Consider the following 21,122-nt stretch of genomic DNA (forward strand, 5'->3'; position numbering starts at 1 on the left):
GAGTGCTCTGGTCGTCCGACAGGCTTTTCATACCCGGTTGCAAAGCAGGCATAATACCGCCCGCTTTGCCCGCGAAGCGCCTCGCCACCTGTACGGGTCATGCCCTTGAACGAACGTCCGATGTCCACCGCAGTACGCCCCTCGGCCTGTCCGGGACTCTTACGCATCGTCCCGGCGCTGGACGGCGGTATCTGCCGCATCAAGTTGACCGGCGGCTCGATCAGCAGCGCCCAGGCCGATGCGGTGGCCCGTGCAGCGGAGGACTTCGCCAGCGGTGCGATTGAAGCGACCAACCGCGCCAACCTGCAGATACGCGGGATAGGCGCGGAACAGGCGGCGTTGATCGAGCGCCTGCTGGCGGCGGGTCTCGGCCCGCACCACGCGGCGGGCGATGACGTGCGCAACCTGATGCTCAGTCCGAGTGCCGGCATAGACCGGCACATGCTGTTCGATACCCGCGCCCTGGCCGAGCAGATCCTGGCCACCGTGCAGCGCCATGAGCCCTTTCACGATCTCAGCCCCAAGTTCGCCCTGCAACTGGATGGCGGTGAGGCGCTGGCAATGCTCGAGCACCCCAACGACCTGTGGCTCTCGGCCTACGGGCAAGCGGGCGAGTGCCGACTGGCGTTCGGCCTGGCGGGTTGTCCCACGGACGTGCCGGCCGGGTCGGTGGCGCTGGACGCTGGTCATGACCTGGTGGTCGCCGTGCTGGAGTTGTTCCTCGAACTGGCGCGCCCCGAGCAGACGCGCATGCGTCATGTGCTGGCCGAAATGCCGGCCGCCACGTTCGTGGCGCGACTGGCCGAGCGCGTGACCCTTCAGCCGGTCACGGGCTGGCAGCGCCCGGTCCATGAGACGGGCCTGCACATGGGCGCGCACGCGCAGTCGCAGGCGCAACACGTCTATGTCGGTGGCGTGCCGCCCCTGGGCCGACTCGATGGCGCGATGCTGCGCGGTGCCGCGCAACTGGCGTGCGAATACGGTGATGCAACGCTGCGATTCACGCCCTGGCAAAGCCTGCTGTTGCCCAATGTACCCCGCGAGCACGCCGATGAAGTCCTGCGCCGCCTGCAGCAGTTGGGGCTGTTGTGCGACGCCGATCAGGCCTTGTCGCAGTTGATCGCCTGCACCGGGTCTACGGGCTGTGGCCGGGGCCTGGCCGACACCAAGGGCGACGCCCGGCAACTGGCAGCGCTGTTGCAGCGTCACGGTGATGCGTTGAAGGTGCACCTGAGCGGTTGCCCGCGCTCCTGCGCCGCCGCGCATATCGCCCCGGTGACCCTGCTGGCCGTTACCCCCGGTCACTATGACCTCTATTTTCGCGAAGCGGGGCAGCCGGGTTTCGGCGCCCTGCACGCACGCAACCTTACTATTGAAGCGGTCGACGCCTTGCTCGCCGCCCGCTCACGGAGCCCGCTTGATGCTTGATTACATTCGCGACGGTCAGGAGATCTATCGCAACTCCTTCGCGATCATTCGCGCCGAGGCCAACCTCGCGCGCATTCCTGCCGATCTGGAAAAGCTCGCGGTCCGCGTGATTCACGCCTGCGGCATGGTCGATGCCATAGACGGCTTGCAGTTCTCCACGGGCGCCGGCCAGGCCGGGCGCGATGCGCTGGCGGCCGGTGCGCCGATCCTGTGCGATGCGCGCATGGTGTCCGAGGGCATCACCCGCACGCGTCTGCCGGCCAACAATCAGGTGATCTGCACCCTGCGCGACGACAGCGTGCCGCAAATGGCCCGTGAGCTGGGCAACACCCGCTCGGCCGTCGCCCTGGAATTGTGGCGCCCGCACCTGGAAGGCAGCGTCGTGGTGATCGGCAACGCGCCGACCGCCTTGTTCTATTTGCTGGAAATGCTCGACGCCGGCGCCCCGAAACCGGCGCTGATCCTGGGCTTCCCGGTGGGCTTCGTCGGCGCCGCCGAGTCCAAGGCAGCGCTGGCGGCGGACAGCCGTGGCGTACCGTTCGTGATCATGCAAGGTCGGCTGGGCGGTAGCGCCATGGCCGCCGCTGCGGTCAATGCCCTCGCCACGGAGATCGAATGATGCAGCAACCTGGACGCTTGATCGGCCTGGGCGTCGGCCCGGGTGATCCGGAACTGATTACCGTCAAGGCGCTGCGACTGCTGCGCGAATCGCCGGTGGTGGCGTACTTCGTCGCCAAGGGCAAGAAGGGCAACGCGTTCGGCATCATCGAGGCGCACCTGCAAACGGCGCAGACGTTGCTGCCACTGGTGTACCCGGTGACAACCGAAGCCTTGCCGGCACCGCTGTCGTATGAACAGGTCATCAGCGATTTCTACGATGCGGCCGGCGAAGAGCTCGCCGCGCACCTGGACGCCGGCCGGGACGTGGCGGTGATCTGCGAGGGCGATCCGTTCTTCTACGGCTCCTACATGTACCTGCACGATCGTCTGGCCGAACGTTATGAAGCCGAAGTGGTGCCGGGTGTCTGCTCGATGCTCGGCGGCGCATCGGTGCTCGGTGCGCCATTGGTGTATCGCAACCAGAGCCTGTCGGTGCTGTCCGGTGTTTTGCCGCACGAGGACCTCAAGCGACGCCTGGCCGACGCCGACGCGGCGGTGATCATGAAACTGGGGCGCAATCTGCCCAAGGTGCGTCAGGTACTGGAGGAACTCGGGCTGGCGGGGCGTGCGCTGTACGTCGAACGCGCGACCATGGCCAACCAGAAGATCGTGCCGCTGGCGGAGGTCGAGCCGATGTCCTCGCCCTACTTCTCGCTGATCATCGTTCCGGGTGAAAGGTGGCAAGGCTGATGACGCGTCCAGTTCCGGCGATTGTCATTCTTGGCAATGGCAGCCTCGCCACCGCGCGCAGAATCCAACAGCTGTACCCCGGCGCCCTGGTCCATGGGCTGGCCGAACGGGTCGAGGGTGCGGATCGTGTCTATCGCGAATTCGGCGCGACCCTGCGCGAACTCTATCAACAGGACACGCCGATCATCGCCCTGTGCGCGGCCGGCATCGTGATCCGCACCCTCGCGCCCTTGCTGCTGGAGAAAGGAGCCGAGCCGCCGGTGCTGGCCGTTGCCGAAGACGGCAGCGCGGTGGTGCCGTTGCTGGGGGGGCTGGGTGGGGTGAACGTCCTGGCGCGGGAGATAGGCGCTGCGTTGCAGGTACCGGCCGCGATCACCACCAGTGGCGAACTGCGTTTCGGCACCTGCCTGCTCAACCCGCCCACTGGCTTCGCGCTCGGTGATCTGGCGTTGGGCAAGCGTTTCGTCTCCGATCTACTCGCGGGTGAAACGGTGCGCATCGAAGGCTCGGCCCCATGGTTGGCCGACGCGCAGCTACCGCAGGACCCCGAGGCGCGGCTGACGGTGCATGTCGGGCATGCCGAGCGCACGCCCACGGCCAACGAATTACTGATCTACCCGCGCAACGTGCTGGTGGCGGTCAATGCCGGGGTGGCCGACCTGCCGCAGGCGATTCGCGAGGCGCTGCACCAGGCGAACATCGCTGTGCAATCGGTGGCGTTGCTGCTGGCGGCCGATCGTGACATGGCCGACCCGTCGTTGCGCGAAGCCGCACTGGAACTGGGGGTGCCGCTGCGCTTTGCCAGCGACACCGCAGCACTCAGGGAGCGGGCGCGCAACGCTGTCGATCAGCCGGTGTCGATCTTCGGCGATGACGCCATCGCCATCGCCGTGGCCGAACATCCGCTGCAGCCGCTGTCGATCGGCCGCCCGCGCGGGCGTCTGGCAGTGATCGGCCTGGGGCCTGGCGCGGCGGAGTTGATGGTCCCGGCGGTCAAGGCGGAACTGGCTCGGGCCAATGATGTGCTGGGCTATGAAACCTACGTGCGCATGGCCGGTCCGTTCCGCGCCGATCAAGTGCTGCATTGCACCGACAACCGCGAAGAGATGCAGCGCGCCCGTCACGCCTTCGAACTGGCGGCACAGGGACGCTCGGTGGTGGTGGTGTCTTCGGGCGATCCGGGCGTGTTCGCCATGGCGGCGGCAGTGCTCGAGGCGTTGCACGAGTCCTCCGACCCGGCCTGGCACAACGTGGAACTGGAAATGCTGCCGGGGGTGTCTGCCTCCCTGGCGACGGCCGCGCAGGCCGGGGCACCGCTGGGGCATGACTTCTGCGTCATGTCGCTGTCGGACAACCTCAAACCCTGGGCCATCATCGAGAAGCGCCTGGACCTGGCGGCGCAGGCGGATCTGGCGCTGGCGTTCTACAACCCGATCTCCCGCTCGCGCCCCTGGCAGCTGGGGCGTGCGCTGGAGATCGTTGCGCAACATCGTCTGCCCCAGACCCCGGTGGTCCTGGGCCGCGACATCGGTCGCCCCGGCCAGACCTTGCGCGTGACGACGCTCGGTCAACTGACGCCTGATCAGGTGGACATGCGCACCATGGTGCTTGTCGGCTCTTCGACCACCTGCACGTTTGCGCGTCCGGACGGCGGGGTGTGGGTGTATACCCCGCGTTGGTACGGCGCCAAGCCTGGCAATTGATGTAAGCGGCTCCTCAGGAGCCGCATTCAAAACACTTCATAGTGCACTTCTTTCAGTAAAGTTAGAGGTGCGTTAGTGTATTGGTAATCAATGGTATAAGTTGCTGTCGAACATTGAATTGAATGTTTGTTGTACCTGTTTTAGTTTGCAGTTGCCGCAGGGAGCGGTGATTAACTAATGGAAGGACTGAAACATGATTGACTCGCTGGAAAATAACTTCACAGATTCAACTTTCAACACGGCAGCACAAGACGCCTTCTTTAAAAGTATTGAAGCGGAACTGGCCGCCGTGTCCTTGCCGCGACGGGTCAAACGGTCCACCGCGGCAATGACCGACTCTGCCGAGCGCAAGGATCCGTCGCCCGACACTTCGATCGTCGGCCCATCCCTGGTTGTCTTCGAGCAACGCCTCGGCGCAGAGGACAGGCAGTGTGCGCTCGACAGCCAGGCGTTTGCCGAAGCCGTGGTCAGCAGAATGCCTGCCGACAGCTCCCAGGAGAAACGCTACGAAAAATACAACCAATGCCTGGCCGCTGCGGGCTGGGCCATGGAAAGCTTCACGCGCAAGCAATACGACTCCCAAGCACTGACGCTGACCATGAATGAAGCACTGCTTCAAGTATTGAAGACCGTGATCAGTGCGGGCTCAGGCAACATATTGAATCTGGTTGCCAGTGGTTTTGAACAGCTCAAGGGCGACGAAAAAGCCCTCACGATCGTCGATTCGGGCAGCAAGAACAGCCAGGTCGTCAGTTTCAAGGCGGTGCCCTGCATCGTCGCTCCGGGGGGCGGCATGGCGATGGTCATGGGCGGGCTGGACGTCTATAGCAGGAATTATCGCGGCAACTTCCTGTTTTTCAATTTCAATACGGCCGGCGTGCACGTTTTTCAGGCCGCCGGTGTTCGCAACTTCAACCGGCGCGCTTACGAACGTAAACGTACGGAGATCGAGGCCTATGTCGATAACTTCGGCCAGGACTTGTTCAAGAAGTTGGTGGGCTGACGACACGATTCGGTGTTGAGGTATTGAGATGCCAACGATTACTGATGCGGTGGTGGTGGGCGGTTGTTTAGCGTCATTTACCCCGCAGGTGAGTGCGCAGGATCGGCAGGATATACAGGATTGCCTGTTATATGCCGAGTTGGCGGCCAATGACAAATACCCGGGGCAAGTCTCGAAAAAAGTCTGGTTCGACTATTATCAGGGGCGACTGATAAAAGCGGGTTTCACCCTCAAGGCTTTTATCGCTCCGGAACCGTTCCGGGTGTCGAGTATTCAGGAACTGCTGACGATGAGCCATACGGTGATCGGTCGCGTCGGTTACGACCGTCTGGGGCAATGTGTTCGTGAGACCTACAGGGCCCTGGCGCTGGACCGGTTCGCCTGGGAGTTTTTCCGTGGCAACGTGGCGCGAGGGGGGCAGGGCATTCTCAAGTGCTCGCCTTGCGAGCGCCTGGCGTCGGGTGAAACGGTGGTCTGTCTATTGAGCGTGCAGTACAGCACCCGGGTGACAGAGCAGGCCCTTTTTCTCTGGAGCGAGTTTCACCACAATCTGGAGATTGTCCCGGGTGGCGGTGTCTACGCCTTCAACCGGGCGGTTTTCCAGCACTACCGTGCACGGGTGCATGAAAAAATCGAGTCGTACTCCGCCAAACGCCTGGTGCACACACTCAGGTTCTGAAGTGTGCTGTGGGTAAAAACGAAAAGGCCTTGTTCTTGCGAACAAGGCCTTTTTTACGGCGGTGTCATTCCGGGGCAGGTCAGGGCACCAGGTAACCCCTGACCCCGGTGAAGATAATCTGCGCCGCCAGGGCACAGACGAACAGCCCCATCAGCCGACTGACAATCTGCAAACCCTGGTCACCGAGAAGGCGTTCGATGCGGTTCGACAGATACAGCACCACGCCGACAGTGAAGCTGGCCAGGGCGATGCTGAGAATGGCGGTGAGTTTGTCGTCCCAGTGCGGTTGGCTGACGCCCATCACCAGCAGCGCACCGATGGTGCCGGGGCCGACGGTCAGGGGGATGGTCAGGGGGACGATGGTGACGTCCTGCTGCACATTATCGGTCTGTACCGCCGACTTGCCTTGGGCCATGCCCAACGCCGAGATGAACAGCACGCTGCCCGCACCGATACGGAAAGCGTCCACGGTGATGCCGAACACGCTGAAAATGACGCGACCGAACAGATACAGCAGGACACTGGAGACCAGCGTGGCGATCGCCACTTTCCAGGCGAGCCGGTGCTGCTCCTTGCGGGAATAACCGCGGGTCAGGCTGATGAAGCAGGACAACACAAAGAACGGGCTATAGAGCACCAGCATCTTCAGGTAAACGCTGAACAACACGTGGAGCATGGGGCAGGCTCACTGGCGAGGGAAGTCGGGGGAGTCTATCAGGCGTCGCCGAGTCTGTCGGCTCAGGACGTTTGCGCGGCCGCGCGGTTCTGCTGTTCGCGCTGGGCGACCCAATGCTCGATCAGCTCGCGCAGTTGTGACAGCTCCACCGGCTTGGCCATGTGCCCGTCCATGCCAGCCTGGCGCGCACGCTCCTTGTGTTCGGCGAGGATGTGCGCGGTCAACGCGACGACCGGGGTACGAACCCGTTGGTTGCTGACTTCCCAGGCGCGCAGTTGCTGGGTGGCGGAGAATCCGTCGAGGATCGGCATCTCGCAATCCATCAACACCAGGTCGTAGCGCTGCGCCTTCATCGCCTGCAAGGCTTCCTCGCCATTGCTCGCGGTGTCCGGTTGCAGGTTGAGCTTGCCCAGCATGCCACGGATGACCTTGGTCGAAATGCTGTTGTCTTCGGCAACCAGAATGCGGAAATCGCTGGGGACCTTGACCGGCACGGTCGGGCCGCTGGGTGTTTGCGGCGAAACGGCGAGCCCCTTGTTGCGCTGGTTCAGTTCATCGGCCAGGGTGGTCTTGAGGGTATAGCCGGCCACGGGTTTGGCGAGGATGCGCTTGATCCCGGAGTTGCGCGCGATGATCTTGCTCGGCGCATTGCTGATGCCGGTGAGCATGACCAGCAGGATGTCGTGGTTGAGGCTCGGGTCTTCCTTGATCTTGGCCGCCAGTTGCATGCCGGTCATGCCGGGCATGTTCTGGTCCAGCAGCACCACATCGAAGTAGTCGCGCAGGTGCGCCTTGGTGCGCAGCAGCGCCAGGGCTTCCTTGCCGGATGGCACCGCACTGACGTTCAGGCCCCAGGCACTGCACTGCTGCACCAGCACCTTGCGACAGGTGTCGTTGTCATCCACCACCAGCACCCGTGCCCCTTGCAGCGGGCCGTCGAGGTCGGAGGTCGGGTGTTCGAGTCGGTCAGGGTCCAGGGGCAGGGTCAGCCACAGGGTGCTGCCCTGGTTGGCGCCACTCTTGATGCCGAATTCCCCTTGCATCAGGCGAATCAGCTGGCGGGCAATCACCAGTCCGAGGTTGCCGCCCAGACGGGTGGCGGACAGGAAGTTCTTGCTGTGCAGCTCGGCGTGCATCAACGCGTCGCGCTCTTCGGCGTCCATCGGTTCGCCGCTGTCCTGCACGGCAATGCGCAGGCGTGGACGGGCGCTGCGTTCGTCGAGAGCGACGACGATCAGGATCTCGCCTTCGTCGGTCTTCTTCAGGGCGTTTTCCAGCAGGCTCAGCAAGGTCTGGCGCAGGCGTGTCGGGTCGCCGCTGATGACCCGCGGCACCTGCGGCTGGATGAAGCTGATCAGTTCGACGTTCTGCTGTTCGGCCTTGGCGCGGAAGATGCTCAGGCAATCCTCGATCAGCGCATTGAGGTCGAACTGCACGTCGTCCAGCTCGATCTGCCCGGATTCGAGCTTGGAGATGTCGAGGATCTCGTTGATCAATGTCAGCAGTTCGTTGCCGGCACTGTGGATGGTTTGCACGTAGTCGCGCTGCTTGACCGACAGCGGGGTGCCCAGCAATAGCTCGGTCATGCCCAGCACGCCATTCATCGGGGTGCGGATTTCGTGGCTGATTTTCGCCAGGAATTCAGCCTTGGCATTGATTTCGGCATTGCTGGCGGCGAGATCGCGGCTGATGCTGAAACGGTCTTCGGTGATGCTGCGCTGACGCTCGCTCAGGGCGATGCTCATCAGCAGGCCGCTGAGGCAGATGAACGCCAGCAGGGCGGTGATCAGGCCTTGCGGTTCAATCAGCGTCAGCCCCATCAGGGCCGGAAGAATGATCAGCGTGCCGAGGTTGAACACGACCATGGCGGCCACGAACAGCCGCGCCGGGCGATAGCCTTTTTGCCAGTGCCAGGCGCTGACGAACAGCATCGTCAGGCCGGCGAGGGCGACCATGGCGTAGGTGATGATGTTCAGGGGCAGCGTATTGACGAACAACAGCAGCAGGCCGCAGAAACAGATGAACAGAATGTCGCCCAGCAGCAGCTTGTTCAGCGGATGGGGGCCGAGCGGGGCGAAGAAACGGTAGGCGAACATCAGACCGCAGGGCGCGGTCAGCAGCAGGGCGAGGTAAGCGCCCGGTGTCTGCAGGCCGTGCCAGTCCGGCAACCAGGGTCCGGCGAGGTTGAGCAGCAATGCCACGCTGAGCATCAGCAACGCTTCACAGCCGGCCAGCCACAGGCTGCTGCGCGAGCGGGTATAGGCGTAGCGGATCAGGTTGTGCAGGATCAGCATGCCGATGCAGCCGAACAGCAGGCCGTAAATCAACGTCTGGTTCTGATTCGCCGCGGTCATGATCGCCGATTGCAGGGTGATGTAGGGCCGCATCTGGTGTTCGGACGCCAGTCGCAGGTAAACATCGAGGGGTTTGTCACTTTGCGGCAACGGCAACATGAAGTCGCTGTTGGGCAAGGGCCGTTCGGCCTGAGGCTGTTCGGAACCGCTGTTCAGCTGATCGATCAGCTTGTCGCCGTCGAGCACATACAGGTTGAGGCGTGACAGGTCGGGGGCAAACACCCGCAGCAACTGTTCGTGTTTGCCGGGGGCCAGCCTGAAGCGCAGCCAGAGCGCGCCGCCGGGTTCGGCTGCGGTGAGGCGTTCGAGTTCGGTGGGGCTGAATTGATTGATATAGCGAGCGGAACGGATGTCGCTCAGTTGCAGGTCGCCCTGCTCGTCGAACAATACCGCCCACCCACTGCCCTGCGCGGCCTGGGCCGACAGCATGAAGAGCAGCGTCATCAGCGTGACGGTGAAACCTATGGCAATCCTGAGCCAGCGCACGGCGAAATCCCTTCGTAGGTTGATGCCAGAGTATAACTATGCGCGGCGCCGGAATAGTCCGGCAAGGGCCTGAAACCCTTGCCCGACCGAATGAAACGCTTATTCCTGATTTTCGCCACGCTCGCGGGCAATGGCGCGGTAGCCAATGTCCTTGCGATAGAAACAGCCTTCCCAGTCAATCTTCGCTGCCAGCTTGTACGCCTGTTGCTGAGCGGCATCGACGCTGGCGCCCATGGCGGTTGCGCACAGTACCCGGCCACCGGCGGTCACCACTTGACCGTCCTTCAGCGCGGTGCCGGCGTGGAAGACTTTACCCTCCAGGCCCGCAGCGGCGTCCAGGCCCTTGATGGCTGCGCCTTTAGCGTAGTCGCCAGGATAGCCGCCTGCCGCCAGCACGATGCCGACGCTCGGACGTGGATCCCATTGCGCTTCGACTTTGTCCAGGGCTTGAGCCAATGCCGCTTCGACCAGCAACACCAGGCTCGATTGCAGGCGCAGCATGACCGGCTGAGTCTCAGGGTCGCCGAAACGGCAGTTGAATTCGATAACTTTTGGGTTACCAGCCTTGTCGATCATCAGGCCGGCGTACAGGAAACCGGTGTAGACATTGCCTTCGTCGGCCATGCCGCGCACGGTCGGCCAGATCACCAGGTCCATGACGCGCTGGTGCACTTCGCTGGTGACCACGGGCGCCGGGGAGTAAGCGCCCATGCCGCCGGTGTTCGGGCCGGTGTCGCCGTCGCCGACGCGTTTGTGGTCTTGGCTGGTGGCCATCGGCAGCACGTTCTTGCCGTCGACCATGACGATGAAGCTGGCTTCTTCGCCGTCCAGGAATTCCTCGATGACCACACGCGAACCGGCGTCGCCGAACGCATTGCCGGCGAGCATGTCGCGCACGGCGTCCTCGGCTTCGGCCAGGGTCATGGCCACGATCACGCCTTTACCGGCGGCCAGGCCATCGGCCTTGATCACGATCGGAGCACCCTTTTCACGCAGGTAAGCCAGGGCCGGCTCGATCTCGGTGAAATTCTGGTAGTCAGCGGTCGGGATCTTGTGGCGTGCCAGGAAATCCTTGGTGAACGCTTTCGAACCTTCCAGTTGCGCGGCACCGGCCGTCGGGCCGAAGCAATCCAGGCCACGGGAACGGAACAGGTCGACGACGCCGGCGACCAGCGGCACTTCCGGACCGACGATGGTCAGGGAAACATTTTTCTCGGCGAAATCGGCCAGTTGTTCCAGGGCCAGCACGTCGATGGCGACGTTTTCGCACTTGGCTTCGATGGCGGTACCGGCATTGCCCGGGGCCACGAAAACCTTCTGCACGCGCGGATCCTGAGCCACTTTCCAGGCCAGGGCGTGTTCACGGCCACCGCTGCCAATGATCAAAACATTCATTTCAAAAACCTCGGATGACGCTGAATTCGGAAACCTGTAGGAGCGAGCTTGCTCGCGATGGTGGTTAACGATAACGCTGGGTGTCAGAAACAACGCGGCGCCGTATCGTTCATCGCGAGCAAGCTCGCTCCTACAGGGAAAACGGTTCTGTTAGTGACGGAAGTGGCGCATGCCGGTGAACACCATCGCAATGCCGGCTTCGTCGGCGGCAGCAATCACTTCGTTGTCGCGCATCGAGCCGCCTGGCTGGATCACCGCTGTGATACCGACCTTGGCCGCATTGTCCAGGCCGTCGCGGAACGGGAAGAAGGCATCGGAAGCCATGACCGAGCCGGCCACCTGCAAACCGGCGTGCTCGGCCTTGATCGCGGCGATGCGTGCCGAATTCACGCGGCTCATCTGACCTGCGCCGACACCGATGGTCTGACGGTTCTTGGCGTAGACGATGGCGTTGGACTTGACGTACTTGGCCACTTTCCAGGCGAAGATCAGGTCGTTGATTTCCTGTTCGGTCGGTGCGCGCTTGGTCACCACTTTCAGGTCATCGGCGCTGATCATGCCGATATCGCGGCTCTGCACCAGCAGACCGCCGTTGACACGCTTGTAGTCCCAGGCCGCCGCGCGATCCGCCGACCATTCGCCGCAGGCCAGCAGGCGTACGTTGGCTTTGGCGGCGACGATGGCGCGGGCTTCTTCGCTGACGCTCGGGGCGATGATCACTTCGACGAACTGACGCTCGACGATGGCCTTGGCGGTTTCAGCGTCCAGCTCGCGGTTGAAGGCGATGATGCCGCCGAACGCCGATTCGGTGTCGGTGGCGTAGGCCAGGTCGTAGGCCTTGCGGATGCCGCCTTCGGCATCCGGGCTCACCGCGACGCCGCACGGGTTGGCGTGCTTGACGATCACGCAGGCTGGCTTGACGAAGCTCTTCACGCATTCCAGCGCGGCGTCAGTGTCGGCCACGTTGTTGTACGACAGCTCCTTGCCCTGCAGCTGGGTGGCGGTGGCGATGCCGACTTCAGCCGGCTTGGCTTCCACGTAGAACGCCGCGCTCTGGTGCGGGTTCTCGCCGTAGCGCATTTCCTGGGCCTTGACGAACTGGCTGTTGAAGGTGCGCGGGAACTCGCTGCGACCTTCGGTGGAGAGGGTCTCGGCGGCCTGGTTCACGGTACCCATGTAGTTGGCGATCATGCCGTCGTAGGCGGCGGTGTGTTCGAACGCCTTGAGCATCAGGTTGAAACGCTGGGCGTAGGTCAGGCCGCCGGCCTTGAGGTTTTCCAGGACGTTGGCGTAGTCGCTGGCGTTGACCACGATGGCCACGTCCTTGTGGTTCTTGGCGGCGGAACGGACCATGGTCGGGCCGCCGATGTCGATGTTCTCGATGGCGGTCGGCAGGTCGCAGCCCGGCTTGCTGATGGTGGCTTCGAACGGGTACAGGTTGACCGCCACCAGATCGATCGGCCTGATGCCGTGCTCGTTCATGATGGCGTCGTCGATACCGCGACGACCGAGGATCCCGCCGTGGATTTTCGGGTGCAGGGTTTTTACCCGACCGTCCATCATCTCTGCGAAACCGGTGTAATCCGCGACTTCCACTGCGGCAACGCCGTTGTCGCGCAGCAGCTTGAACGTTCCGCCGGTGGAGAGGATCTCGACGCCCAGGGCTTCAAGCTCTTTGGCGAATTCGAGGATCCCGGTCTTGTCGGAGACGCTGATCAAGGCGCGGCGGATCGGCAGGCGGGTAGTCTGGTCGGTCATTTCAATTTCCATCAAAAGCAAAGGAGTCAGCAAAAAAGGCGACCGTTTTTACGCGGGCGCCTTTCTGGTTTGATTGAATGCTTACAGCAAATCGTACTGCTTGAGTTTCTTGCGCAGGGTGCCCCGGTTGAGTCCGAGCAGCTCGCTGGCCTTGGTCTGGTTGCCCTTGACGTAGTTCATCACGCACTCGAGCAGGGGCGCCTCGACTTCGGAAAGCACCAGGTTGTACACATCCGTGACGGCAGCGCCCTCAAGGTGGGCGAAATAATTGTGCAGCGCCTTCTCGACATTGCCGCGAAGGGTCTGACCTTCTTCGCTGGGCGTATTGAGGTGCTGTTTCAAATTCACGTTGTCGCTCACGGGCGTTGTTCCACTCACTAAAGTCTCTGTCATCATCGTCATGCGGCCACCCACTCTCCGTCCCCTGTCAGGCTCTTATAACGTTCGGCAAAGAAGCTCCGAACGTTGGCGCATTGTGCTTCCGTATCTTCCAAACGATTGAAGTGGGCGCGAAACTCCCTGGCGCCCGGCAAGGTTGCGAGATACCAGCCCACATGCTTGCGGGCGATCCGCACGCCCATGACGTCTCCATAGAAGACGTGCAGTGCAGCCAGATGCTCTAGCAGAATGCGTTCCACTTCGACCAGTTCCAGCGCCGGGAGCTTCTCGCCGGTACGCAGGTAATGGTCGATCTCACGAAAAATCCATGGCCGCCCCTGGGCAGCCCGTCCTACCAGCAATCCATCGGCACCGGTTGCGTTGAGCACATACCGGGCCTTTTCCGGCGAGTCGATGTCGCCGTTGGCGAAGACGGGCATCGACACCGCCTGCTTGATCGCGGCGATGGTGTCGTACTCGGCTTCACCGGTGTACAGGTCGGCACGGGTGCGGCCATGGACCGCCAACGCCGTGATGCCTGCCTGCTCGGCAATCTTCGCTACCGTCACACCGTTCTTGTTGTCCCGGTCCCAGCCGGTACGAATCTTCAGCGTGACCGGCACATCGACTGCGGCCACCACGGCCTGCAGGATCTCGGTCACCAAAGCCTCATCCTTCAACAGCGCTGAACCGGCGGCCTTGTTGCAGACCTTCTTCGCCGGACAACCCATGTTGATATCAACAATCTGCGCGCCCAGCTCGACGTTGGCCCGGGCCGCCTCCGCCAGCATCTGTGCATCGCCACCGGCGATCTGCACCGAGCGGGGCTCGGGATCGCCTTCGTGGATCATGCGCATGCGCGATTTGCGGGTGTTCCACAAACTCATGTCGCTGGTGACCATTTCCGAGACTACTAGTCCTGCGCCCAGTCGCTTGCACAGCTGACGAAAGGGTTGGTCGGTGACGCCCGCCATCGGGGCGAGAATCAAGCCGTTTTGCAGTGTGTATGGACCGATGCGTACCGCCGACATAGGACTTCCCTGTTGTGGGGCCGGATCATGAGAGTTCGAAAAAGGGTTGGCATGATACCCGCTCTCGATGACCGGATAAAGGCTGAATTGAACAAAATCTGAACAGTTATTCTGTTATCGCCAGCAGTTTGGTATGAGCGGTGTCTGTCAGAAATGTGCCGTCAAACCCCGATCGCTGAAGCGTTTCACTCGGGCGAATGGAAGCTCAGGCTGTAGTTCACGGCTTTTGCGCCTGGGTCGAGAATGTCCAGGGCGATGTGGATCGGTGTCTGCGGAGGCATTTCTGTCATGCCTTCGAGGTCGCCGTTGAGGTACTCGCCGGGTTTGAAGCGACGACTGGCGATCAGGTGACCGTTGAGATCGGCAAAGCGCAGCTCCAGCAGCGGGAAGGGCTGGGAGAACGGGGCGCGGTTGTAGATGATCGCGTCGACCACCAGGGCGCCATTGAATTCCGGGTGGCTGCGCACCACCAGGTTGCTGCTCTTGATTTTCGCGATGTCGACTTTGGACGGCACCGTGCAACCGATTTGCGGACAGAACTGCTGGAACCAGGGGCGGTACTGATCCTGGCGAGCCAACTCATCGAAGTGGTAGGCGATGTACTGGCCGACAAGCGCGCCGGCACCGAGCAGGATCAGCAACAGCCAGAGAAAGCGTCGGCCCCAGGGCGAGCGACGTTTTTGCCAGTCGAGCTGCAATGGATCGTCGTCCAGATCCCGCAGGATCTCGGCCCGCGTCGGCGCTTCGTGGCGTTTGCGCAGGGGTGCGATGGACGGCAGGTTGTCATCCGGTTCGTCATCGGTGGCCGAGAGACGTTCGTGATGCAGCGGGGCGTCGAGCGGATCGTTCAGGCGCAATTGCGCAGGTTGCGGTTCCTCGTCGAGCTCCTCGGGCTCCAGGGAGAGTGAGGGTTCGGTGCGCGAGGGTTTGCCTGGCTCGATGTCCGGTTCTGGCGTGATCGTCGCCTCAATGGCGTCGGCGGCTTCAGCGGCTTCAGCACGTTCGGCCGGTGAGTCGCTGAACAGGCTGTCGGACCAGGGAGCGTCGTCCGCTTCGGTGCTGTCGCGGCGGGCGCTCAGGTTGTCTTCGCGGTGGCGGCCGAACTCGGTCGTCGGCTGGATTTCCCGTTGTTCGAGCCGGGCGAGTTCTTCGTCCAGGTCCAGGGCGTCCAGGTCGAGCTCAGCGGCGCTCCACTGCTTTTGACTGATGGCTCGCGGCTCGGGCGCCGTCGTCTCGGCCAGTGGCGGGGCCACGGGTGTCACCGCCTCCTTGCCGGCCTGCTCCAGCAGCTGCTTGGCGGCGTTGAACACCTGCAGGCACGAGCCGCAACGAACCACTCCCCGGGCCACGCTCAATTGAGCATGGCTGACGCGGAAGCTGGTTTGGCAATGCGGGCACTGAGTGACGAAGCTGTCGGTCATGCGGCGATCCGGATTATGCAGGCGTCCATTCTAGCGCCGACGGCCAGTGATGCGCACCCAGCCGTCACGATTGGCGATCGGGTCGAGGTCGAAGTCCTGCGCGTAGGCGCCAGCCACTTCTTCGCCCTGCTCGGCGAGAATCCCCGAAAGCGCCAGGCGACCGCCCGGCTTGACCAGGCTCGACAGTTGCGGCGCCAGAGATACCAGCGGCCCGGCAAGAATGTTGGCCACCAGCACGTCGGCCTGAACCGGCGGCAGGTCTTGCGGCAGGTACAGCGGGAACAGGGCCTCGGCAATATTGTTGCGACCGGCGTTGTCGCGGGAGGCTTCCAGCGCCTGCACGTCGATGTCGGTGCCGACGGCTTCCTTCGCACCCAGCAGCAGGGCGGCGATGGCCAGGATTCCCGAGCCGCAGCCGAAGTCCAGCACGTTGCAGCCTTTCAGGTCTTGGCCGTCCAGCCATTCCAGGCACAGCGCGGTGGTCGGGTGGGTCCCGGTGCCGAAGGCGAGGCCCGGATCGAGCAACAGGTTCACCGCGTCGGGTTCGGGGGCGGCGTGCCAGCTCGGCACGATCCACAGGCGCTGCCCGAAACGCATGGGCTGGAAACCATCCATCCAGCTGCGTTCCCAGTCCTGGTCCTCGATGACTTCGCTGTGATGTTCGGGCAGCGGGCTGCCCGTCAGCAGCTCGAGGTGGGCCAGGACGGCGGCCGCTTCGGTGCCGCCCTCGAACAGGGCCAGCAAATGCGTGTGCGACCACAGCGGCGTGGTATTGAGTTCCGGCTCGAAGATCGGTTGATCTTCGGCGTCCATGAAGGTCACCGAGACGGCGCCGACTTCGAGGAAAGCGTCTTCGTAGGTTTCGGCTTGTTCTGGGCTGATGGCGAGACGGACTTGCAGCCAAGGCATGGCGGGCACCTTTGAAAAATATTGATTGCAGCCTAGCGGTCTGCGAGAAGCGCGCAAGTTTACGCGAGCGCGGGGCGTTTGTGGGAGTGATCCTTGAACACGCCGGACCCGCCAGGGGGAGCCAGGAACAACAAAGCCGCCCGAAGGCGGCTTTGTCATTGCGGGTTGAAAGCTTAGTGCTTTTCACCAGCCAGCTTGTGTTCCAGGTAGTGGATGTTGATCCCACCCTTGCAGAAGCCTTCATCTCGGACCAGATCACGGTGCAGCGGGATGTTGGTCTTGATCCCGTCGACCACGATTTCGTCCAGGGCATTGCGCATGCGCGCCATGGCTTCGTCGCGGGTTGCGCCGTAGGTGATCAGCTTGCCGATCAACGAGTCGTAGTTCGGCGGAACCGCATAACCGCTGTACAGGTGCGAGTCGACGCGAACGCCGTTGCCGCCTGGTGCGTGGAAATGCTTGACCGTGCCCGGGCTTGGCATGAAGGTTTTCGGGTCTTCGGCGTTGATCCGGCATTCCAGCGCGTGACCGCGGATGACCACGTCATCCTGGGTGAACGACAGCTTGTTGCCGGCGGCGATGCTGAGCATCTCCTTGACGATGTCGATGCCGGTGACCATTTCTGAAACCGGGTGCTCTACCTGGACACGAGTGTTCATCTCGATGAAGTAGAAGCGACCGTTCTCGTACAGGAACTCGAAAGTGCCGGCGCCGCGGTAACCGATGTCGATGCACGCCTTGACGCAGCGGGCGAAGACTTCCTGGCGAGCCTTCTCGTCGATGCCCGGTGCCGGCGCTTCTTCGAGAACTTTCTGGTGACGGCGCTGCAGCGAGCAGTCCCGGTCGCCCAGGTGCACGGCGTTGCCCTGGCCATCGGACAATACCTGAACTTCCACGTGGCGCGGATTGGTCAGGAATTTTTCCAGGTAGACCATCGGGTTGCCGAACGCTGCGCCCGCTTCGGAGCGGGTCAGCTTCGCCGAGGAGATCAGGTCTTCTTCCTTGTGCACCACACGCATGCCGCGACCACCACCACCGCCAGCGGCTTTGATGATCACCGGGTAACCGACTTCGCGACCAATGCGCAGGGCGGTTTCTTCGTCTTCAGGCAGTGGGCCGTCGGAACCCGGAACGGTTGGAACGCCGGCAGCGATCATGGCGTGCTTGGCCGATACCTTGTCGCCCATCAGGCGAATGGTTTCGGCTTTCGGACCAATGAAGGCGAAGCCGGAGTTCTCGACCTGCTCAGCGAAATCAGCGTTTTCCGCAAGGAAACCGTAGCCTGGGTGAATGGCGGTAGCGCCGGTCACTTCGGCTGCGGCGATGATTGCCGGAATGTGCAGGTAAGAGTGGGCGGCAGAAGCCGGGCCGATGCAGACGGATTCGTCTGCCAGACCCAGGTGCATCAGCTCTTTGTCGGCCTTGGAGTAAACGGCGACGGTCTTGATGCCCATCTCTTTGCAGGCACGCAGAATCCGCAGTGCGATCTCACCGCGGTTGGCGATCAGAACTTTTTCCAACTTCGCAGTCATCAAAGTTTCTCCGCGGTTCAAACGATGGTGAACAGCGGTTGGTCGTACTCAACCGGCTGGCCGTCTTCGACGAGGATGGACTCGATCACACCGCTGGTTTCGGCTTCGATGTGGTTCATCATCTTCATGGCTTCGACGATGCACAGGGTGTCGCCTTTCTTCACGGTCTGGCCCACTTCGACGAACGCTGGCGAAGTTGGCGAAGACTTGCGATAGAAGGTGCCGACCATCGGCGAACGGGCAACGGTGCCGTTCAGTGCTGGCGCGGCGGGAGCAGCCGGGGCGGCAGCGGCAGCCGGAGCGGCGGCAGGCGCGGCAACCGGAGCAGGCATTGGCGCCGGAGCGTAGTACTGCTGGGCTGGAGTCTTGCTGTTACGGCTGATGCGTACGGACTCTTCGCCTTCCTTGATCTCGAGCTCGTCGATGCCGGACTCTTCCAGCAATTCGATCAGTTTCTTAACTTTACGGATATCCATGAATCATCAACTCCCAAGGGTCGGTCAGGGGCGTTTAACGCTTGTTGTTCAAGCTTTTGCCTGGCTTTCAAGCTGCTCTAGAGCGGCCTCCAGGGCCAGTCGGTAACCGCTGGCGCCAAGGCCGCAGATCACTCCCACCGCTACGTCGGAGAAGTAAGAGTGATGGCGGAAAGGTTCGCGTTTGTGCACGTTGGACAAATGCACTTCGATGAATGGGATGCTCACCGCCAGCAGCGCGTCACGTAATGCGACACTTGTGTGCGTAAAAGCTGCTGGGTTGATCAGAATGAAGTCCACGCCTTCGCTGCGGGCCGCGTGGATACGGTCGATCAATTCGTACTCGGCGTTGCTTTGCAGATGCAGCAGGTGATGGCCGGCGGCACGGGCTCGTTGCTCCAGGTCCTGGTTGATCTGCGCCAGTGTCGTGGCACCATAGGTGCCCGGTTCCCGGGTGCCGAGCAGGTTCAGGTTGGGGCCGTGCAGGACCAATAGGGTTGCCATCTGCTGTTCCTTGTTATCCGAATGCAATTGTCAGAACCCGGCGACTATGCCGCAAAGCCTTTGTGACTGTCCAGTTCTATGCAATAGCCAGCACGATGGCCGATGTTTGCGCGAAATATGTGACTGGCTGATGAATTCCGGTCATTTGCTTTCGCGCCGCGCCTGCGCGACCCGTTCGGCGAAGTCCCGGGCATTGATTTCGCCGATCACCCGCGCATCGGTACGTTCGACGCCATCCTCGCCGAAGAACATCAGCGCCGGAGGACCGAACAGCTGGTAGCGGTCGAGCAGGACGCGCTGTTCGGCGTTGCTGGCGGTGATGTCAAAGCGCACCAGGCGATAGCCCTTCAGGCGTTCGACGACGTTGGCGTCGCTGAGGACCTCGCGCTCAATGACTTTGCAACTGATGCACCAGTCGGCGTACCAGTCGAGCAGCAGTGGCGTGCCGGACGATCTTGCATCTGCGAGGGCGCGGTCCAGTTCCGCCGCAGTGGTCACGGTTTGCCAGTCGTCGGTGCCTTGCAGCGATTGCTGGGTGCCTGTGACGATGCGCGGCTGGCCGATCGGGTTGAACGGGTCGGTCTGGCCACTGAACGCGCCGTACCAGCAGGCCAGTGCATAAAACAGCAGGAACAGGCCGAGCAACTGGCCAAGGCGCTTGCGTGGCGGTTTATAGACAAACTCCAGGGCGCCGAGGAACAGCCCGACGCCACCGGCCAGCAGGCCGATCAGCAGCAGGGTGATCTGCCCCGGCAAGACCCGGCTGAGCAAACCGATTGCCAGTCCCAGCAGCAACACCCCGATCGCGTTTTTCACATAGACCAGCCAAGGGCCACTCTTCGGCAGCCAGGCAGCGCCCCCGGTGGCGACCAGCAACAGTGGCGCGCCCATGCCGAGCCCGAGCACGAACAATTTCAAGCCACCGCCCAGGGCGTCGCCGCTGGCGCTGATGTACAGCAACGCGCCGGCCAGCGGTGCCGAGACGCAGGGCGAAACCAGCAGACTGGAGACCACCCCCAGTACCGCCGCGCCCCACAATGAACCGCCCTCGGTGCGACCGGCGATGCGGTCCAGCCGGCTGCTGATCGCGTGTGGCAGCTTGAGTTCGAAGACGCCGAACATCGCCAGGGCAAACAGTGCGAAAAACATCGCGAATGGCACCAGCACCCAGGCCGACTGCAGGCGCGCCTGGAGATTCAGCTGGGCCCCGAACAACCCCATCAAGGCGCCGAGCAGGGCAAAACACGCGGCCATCGGCAGCACGTAGGCGAGGGACAGGTTGAAGCCGCGCCATCCGCCGACCTGGCCGCGCAACACCACCCCGGAAAGGATCGGCAACATTGGCAGCACGCAAGGGGTGAACGTCAGGCCCAGGCCTGCCAGGAAAAACAGCGCCAGTTCGCGCCAGCTCCAGTGCGTGCCGGCGTCCGTGCCGTCGATCTTCAGGCGTTCGGTCTCGGGCGGATAGCACAGGCCTTTGTCAGCGCAGCCCTGATAAGTGACGAGCAGCGTGAAAGCCCGTTGCTCGGTGCGCGGCAGTTCGACATCGAGGATGCCGTGGTAAACCTCGACATCGCCAAAGTACTCGTCGTGCTTTTGTTCACCCTTGGGCAGTTGCGCCGTGCCGAGGGCAACGTCAGACGGTTCGGCGCGAAACTGAAACCGGTGGCGGTAGAGGTAGTAACCCTCGCTGGCGACGAATCGCAGCTTGATCGATTGCGGCGTGCTCTGCACCAGGCTCAGTTGAAAGGCTTCGCGCACCGGCAGGAAGTCGGCGCTGTTGTTGATCGAGCCCAACGTGGCGCTGGGTCGGCTCTCCAGCAGGCCGCCGGCGCCGGCCGGCAGGGCGAACACTATGAACAGCAGGCAGAGCAGGCGGCGCATGACGATCTCGCGTATCGGAATTGCGGGCATGATAGCGGACCGTGGCAGGGCGTGCCGGACGTCGTGCGGCGACCAATGTTCCGACGCCTTCGAGCAAGCCTGCGCCGACATTCAACCCTGTGCTGCCATGGGAATGCGAGCACAGGGTGTGCGGGCTT

General features: G+C 62.7%; 18 protein-coding genes. 6 read left to right on the forward strand and 12 right to left on the reverse strand.

The window, feature by feature from the left end; genetic code table 11:
- The first annotated feature begins 120 nt into the window (after positions 1 to 120).
- The 6 genes from cobG to IB249_RS21875 all read left to right on the forward strand — a co-directional run bounded on the left by cobG (position 121) and on the right by IB249_RS21875 (position 6,163).
- Positions 121 to 1,428 (forward strand): precorrin-3B synthase, encoded by a 1,308-nt coding sequence (gene cobG, locus IB249_RS21850; RefSeq protein WP_192307783.1) that lies wholly within the window; start codon positions 121 to 123, stop codon positions 1,426 to 1,428.
- Positions 1,421 to 2,047 (forward strand): precorrin-8X methylmutase, encoded by a 627-nt coding sequence (locus tag IB249_RS21855; RefSeq protein ID WP_192307784.1) that lies wholly within the window; start codon positions 1,421 to 1,423, stop codon positions 2,045 to 2,047. Before cobG ends, IB249_RS21855 begins: the two co-directional genes overlap by 8 nt.
- Positions 2,047 to 2,778 (forward strand): precorrin-2 C(20)-methyltransferase, encoded by a 732-nt coding sequence (locus IB249_RS21860; protein WP_192307858.1) that lies wholly within the window; start codon positions 2,047 to 2,049, stop codon positions 2,776 to 2,778. The genes IB249_RS21855 and IB249_RS21860 overlap by 1 nt, the downstream gene beginning before the upstream one ends.
- On the forward strand, positions 2,778 to 4,481 hold the full coding sequence (cobJ, locus tag IB249_RS21865) for a precorrin-3B C(17)-methyltransferase (protein ID WP_192307785.1): 1,704 nt from the start codon (positions 2,778 to 2,780) through the stop codon (positions 4,479 to 4,481). The genes IB249_RS21860 and cobJ overlap by 1 nt, the downstream gene beginning before the upstream one ends.
- 193 nt (positions 4,482 to 4,674) lie before the next feature.
- Complete coding sequence (locus tag IB249_RS21870) at positions 4,675 to 5,484, forward strand: hypothetical protein (RefSeq protein ID WP_192307786.1); 810 nt, start codon at positions 4,675 to 4,677, stop codon at positions 5,482 to 5,484.
- A 28-nt stretch (positions 5,485 to 5,512) separates the two neighbouring features.
- Positions 5,513 to 6,163 carry a hypothetical protein gene (locus IB249_RS21875; RefSeq protein ID WP_192307787.1) on the forward strand — a complete coding sequence of 217 codons (651 nt, stop codon included), beginning with the start codon at positions 5,513 to 5,515 and terminating at the stop codon, positions 6,161 to 6,163.
- Between the two features lie 79 nt (positions 6,164 to 6,242).
- Here IB249_RS21875 and IB249_RS21880 read toward each other — a convergent pair whose 3' ends face one another.
- From IB249_RS21880 to IB249_RS21935, 12 genes are all read right to left on the reverse strand, one after another.
- On the reverse strand, positions 6,243 to 6,839 hold the full coding sequence (locus IB249_RS21880) for a MarC family protein (protein WP_192307788.1): 597 nt from the start codon (positions 6,837 to 6,839) through the stop codon (positions 6,243 to 6,245).
- 62 nt (positions 6,840 to 6,901) lie between these two features.
- On the reverse strand, positions 6,902 to 9,679 hold the full coding sequence (locus tag IB249_RS21885; protein WP_192307789.1) for a hybrid sensor histidine kinase/response regulator: 2,778 nt from the start codon (positions 9,677 to 9,679) through the stop codon (positions 6,902 to 6,904).
- Between the two features lie 99 nt (positions 9,680 to 9,778).
- Positions 9,779 to 11,074 carry a phosphoribosylamine--glycine ligase gene (gene purD / locus IB249_RS21890; RefSeq protein WP_192307790.1) on the reverse strand — a complete coding sequence of 432 codons (1,296 nt, stop codon included), beginning with the start codon at positions 11,072 to 11,074 and terminating at the stop codon, positions 9,779 to 9,781.
- Between the two features lie 150 nt (positions 11,075 to 11,224).
- Positions 11,225 to 12,832: a bifunctional phosphoribosylaminoimidazolecarboxamide formyltransferase/IMP cyclohydrolase gene (gene purH, locus IB249_RS21895; protein ID WP_192307791.1), complete on the reverse strand. Its 1,608-nt coding sequence runs from the start codon at positions 12,830 to 12,832 to the stop codon at positions 11,225 to 11,227.
- 81 nt (positions 12,833 to 12,913) lie between these two features.
- The gene (gene fis, locus IB249_RS21900) at positions 12,914 to 13,234 is read right to left on the reverse strand and encodes a DNA-binding transcriptional regulator Fis (RefSeq protein ID WP_030128251.1); all 321 of its coding nucleotides are present in this window, start codon (positions 13,232 to 13,234) and stop codon (positions 12,914 to 12,916) included.
- The gene (dusB, locus tag IB249_RS21905) at positions 13,231 to 14,241 is read right to left on the reverse strand and encodes a tRNA dihydrouridine synthase DusB (protein WP_192307792.1); all 1,011 of its coding nucleotides are present in this window, start codon (positions 14,239 to 14,241) and stop codon (positions 13,231 to 13,233) included. Before dusB ends, fis begins: the two co-directional genes overlap by 4 nt.
- A 185-nt stretch (positions 14,242 to 14,426) precedes the next feature.
- Positions 14,427 to 15,662: a DUF3426 domain-containing protein gene (locus tag IB249_RS21910; RefSeq protein WP_192307793.1), complete on the reverse strand. Its 1,236-nt coding sequence runs from the start codon at positions 15,660 to 15,662 to the stop codon at positions 14,427 to 14,429.
- Positions 15,663 to 15,692: 30 nt separating this feature from the next.
- Positions 15,693 to 16,571 (reverse strand): 50S ribosomal protein L11 methyltransferase, encoded by an 879-nt coding sequence (gene prmA / locus IB249_RS21915; protein ID WP_192307794.1) that lies wholly within the window; start codon positions 16,569 to 16,571, stop codon positions 15,693 to 15,695.
- A gap of 173 nt (positions 16,572 to 16,744) precedes the next feature.
- Entirely contained in the window at positions 16,745 to 18,103 is a 1,359-nt protein-coding gene (gene accC / locus IB249_RS21920) for an acetyl-CoA carboxylase biotin carboxylase subunit (RefSeq protein WP_192307795.1), read from the reverse strand.
- A gap of 17 nt (positions 18,104 to 18,120) precedes the next feature.
- Entirely contained in the window at positions 18,121 to 18,579 is a 459-nt protein-coding gene (gene accB / locus IB249_RS21925; protein WP_192307796.1) for an acetyl-CoA carboxylase biotin carboxyl carrier protein, read from the reverse strand.
- Between the two features lie 48 nt (positions 18,580 to 18,627).
- Positions 18,628 to 19,080, reverse strand: coding sequence for a type II 3-dehydroquinate dehydratase (aroQ, locus tag IB249_RS21930; RefSeq protein ID WP_192307797.1), 453 nt, complete (start codon positions 19,078 to 19,080; stop codon positions 18,628 to 18,630).
- Between the two features lie 141 nt (positions 19,081 to 19,221).
- Positions 19,222 to 20,964 (reverse strand): protein-disulfide reductase DsbD, encoded by a 1,743-nt coding sequence (locus IB249_RS21935; RefSeq protein ID WP_192307859.1) that lies wholly within the window; start codon positions 20,962 to 20,964, stop codon positions 19,222 to 19,224.
- Between the last annotated feature and the right edge of the window lie 158 nt (positions 20,965 to 21,122).

The sequence above is a fragment of the Pseudomonas sp. PDM04 genome (genome assembly GCF_014851765.1).
GTDB lineage: Bacteria > Pseudomonadota > Gammaproteobacteria > Pseudomonadales > Pseudomonadaceae > Aquipseudomonas.

Bases quoted from the DNA above. Each gene is read 5' to 3' on its own strand.
- purH (WP_192307791.1), bottom strand. From the start codon at position 12,832: ATGACCGACCAGACTACCCGCCTGCCGATCCGCCGCGCCTTGATCAGC.
- dusB (WP_192307792.1), bottom strand. From the start codon at position 14,241: ATGTCGGCGGTACGCATCGGTCCATACACACTGCAAAACGGCTTGATT.
- purD (WP_192307790.1), bottom strand. From the start codon at position 11,074: ATGAATGTTTTGATCATTGGCAGCGGTGGCCGTGAACACGCCCTGGCC.
- accB (WP_192307796.1), bottom strand. From the start codon at position 18,579: ATGGATATCCGTAAAGTTAAGAAACTGATCGAATTGCTGGAAGAGTCC.
- IB249_RS21870 (WP_192307786.1), top strand. From the start codon at position 4,675: ATGATTGACTCGCTGGAAAATAACTTCACAGATTCAACTTTCAACACG.
- IB249_RS21860 (WP_192307858.1), top strand. From the start codon at position 2,047: ATGCAGCAACCTGGACGCTTGATCGGCCTGGGCGTCGGCCCGGGTGAT.
- IB249_RS21855 (WP_192307784.1), top strand. From the start codon at position 1,421: ATGCTTGATTACATTCGCGACGGTCAGGAGATCTATCGCAACTCCTTC.
- IB249_RS21935 (WP_192307859.1), bottom strand. From the start codon at position 20,964: ATGCGCCGCCTGCTCTGCCTGCTGTTCATAGTGTTCGCCCTGCCGGCC.
- accC (WP_192307795.1), bottom strand. From the start codon at position 18,103: ATGACTGCGAAGTTGGAAAAAGTTCTGATCGCCAACCGCGGTGAGATC.
- aroQ (WP_192307797.1), bottom strand. From the start codon at position 19,080: ATGGCAACCCTATTGGTCCTGCACGGCCCCAACCTGAACCTGCTCGGC.
- prmA (WP_192307794.1), bottom strand. From the start codon at position 16,571: ATGCCTTGGCTGCAAGTCCGTCTCGCCATCAGCCCAGAACAAGCCGAA.
- IB249_RS21875 (WP_192307787.1), top strand. From the start codon at position 5,513: ATGCCAACGATTACTGATGCGGTGGTGGTGGGCGGTTGTTTAGCGTCA.
- cobJ (WP_192307785.1), top strand. From the start codon at position 2,778: ATGACGCGTCCAGTTCCGGCGATTGTCATTCTTGGCAATGGCAGCCTC.
- fis (WP_030128251.1), bottom strand. From the start codon at position 13,234: ATGACGATGATGACAGAGACTTTAGTGAGTGGAACAACGCCCGTGAGC.
- cobG (WP_192307783.1), top strand. From the start codon at position 121: ATGTCCACCGCAGTACGCCCCTCGGCCTGTCCGGGACTCTTACGCATC.
- IB249_RS21910 (WP_192307793.1), bottom strand. From the start codon at position 15,662: ATGACCGACAGCTTCGTCACTCAGTGCCCGCATTGCCAAACCAGCTTC.
- IB249_RS21880 (WP_192307788.1), bottom strand. From the start codon at position 6,839: ATGCTCCACGTGTTGTTCAGCGTTTACCTGAAGATGCTGGTGCTCTAT.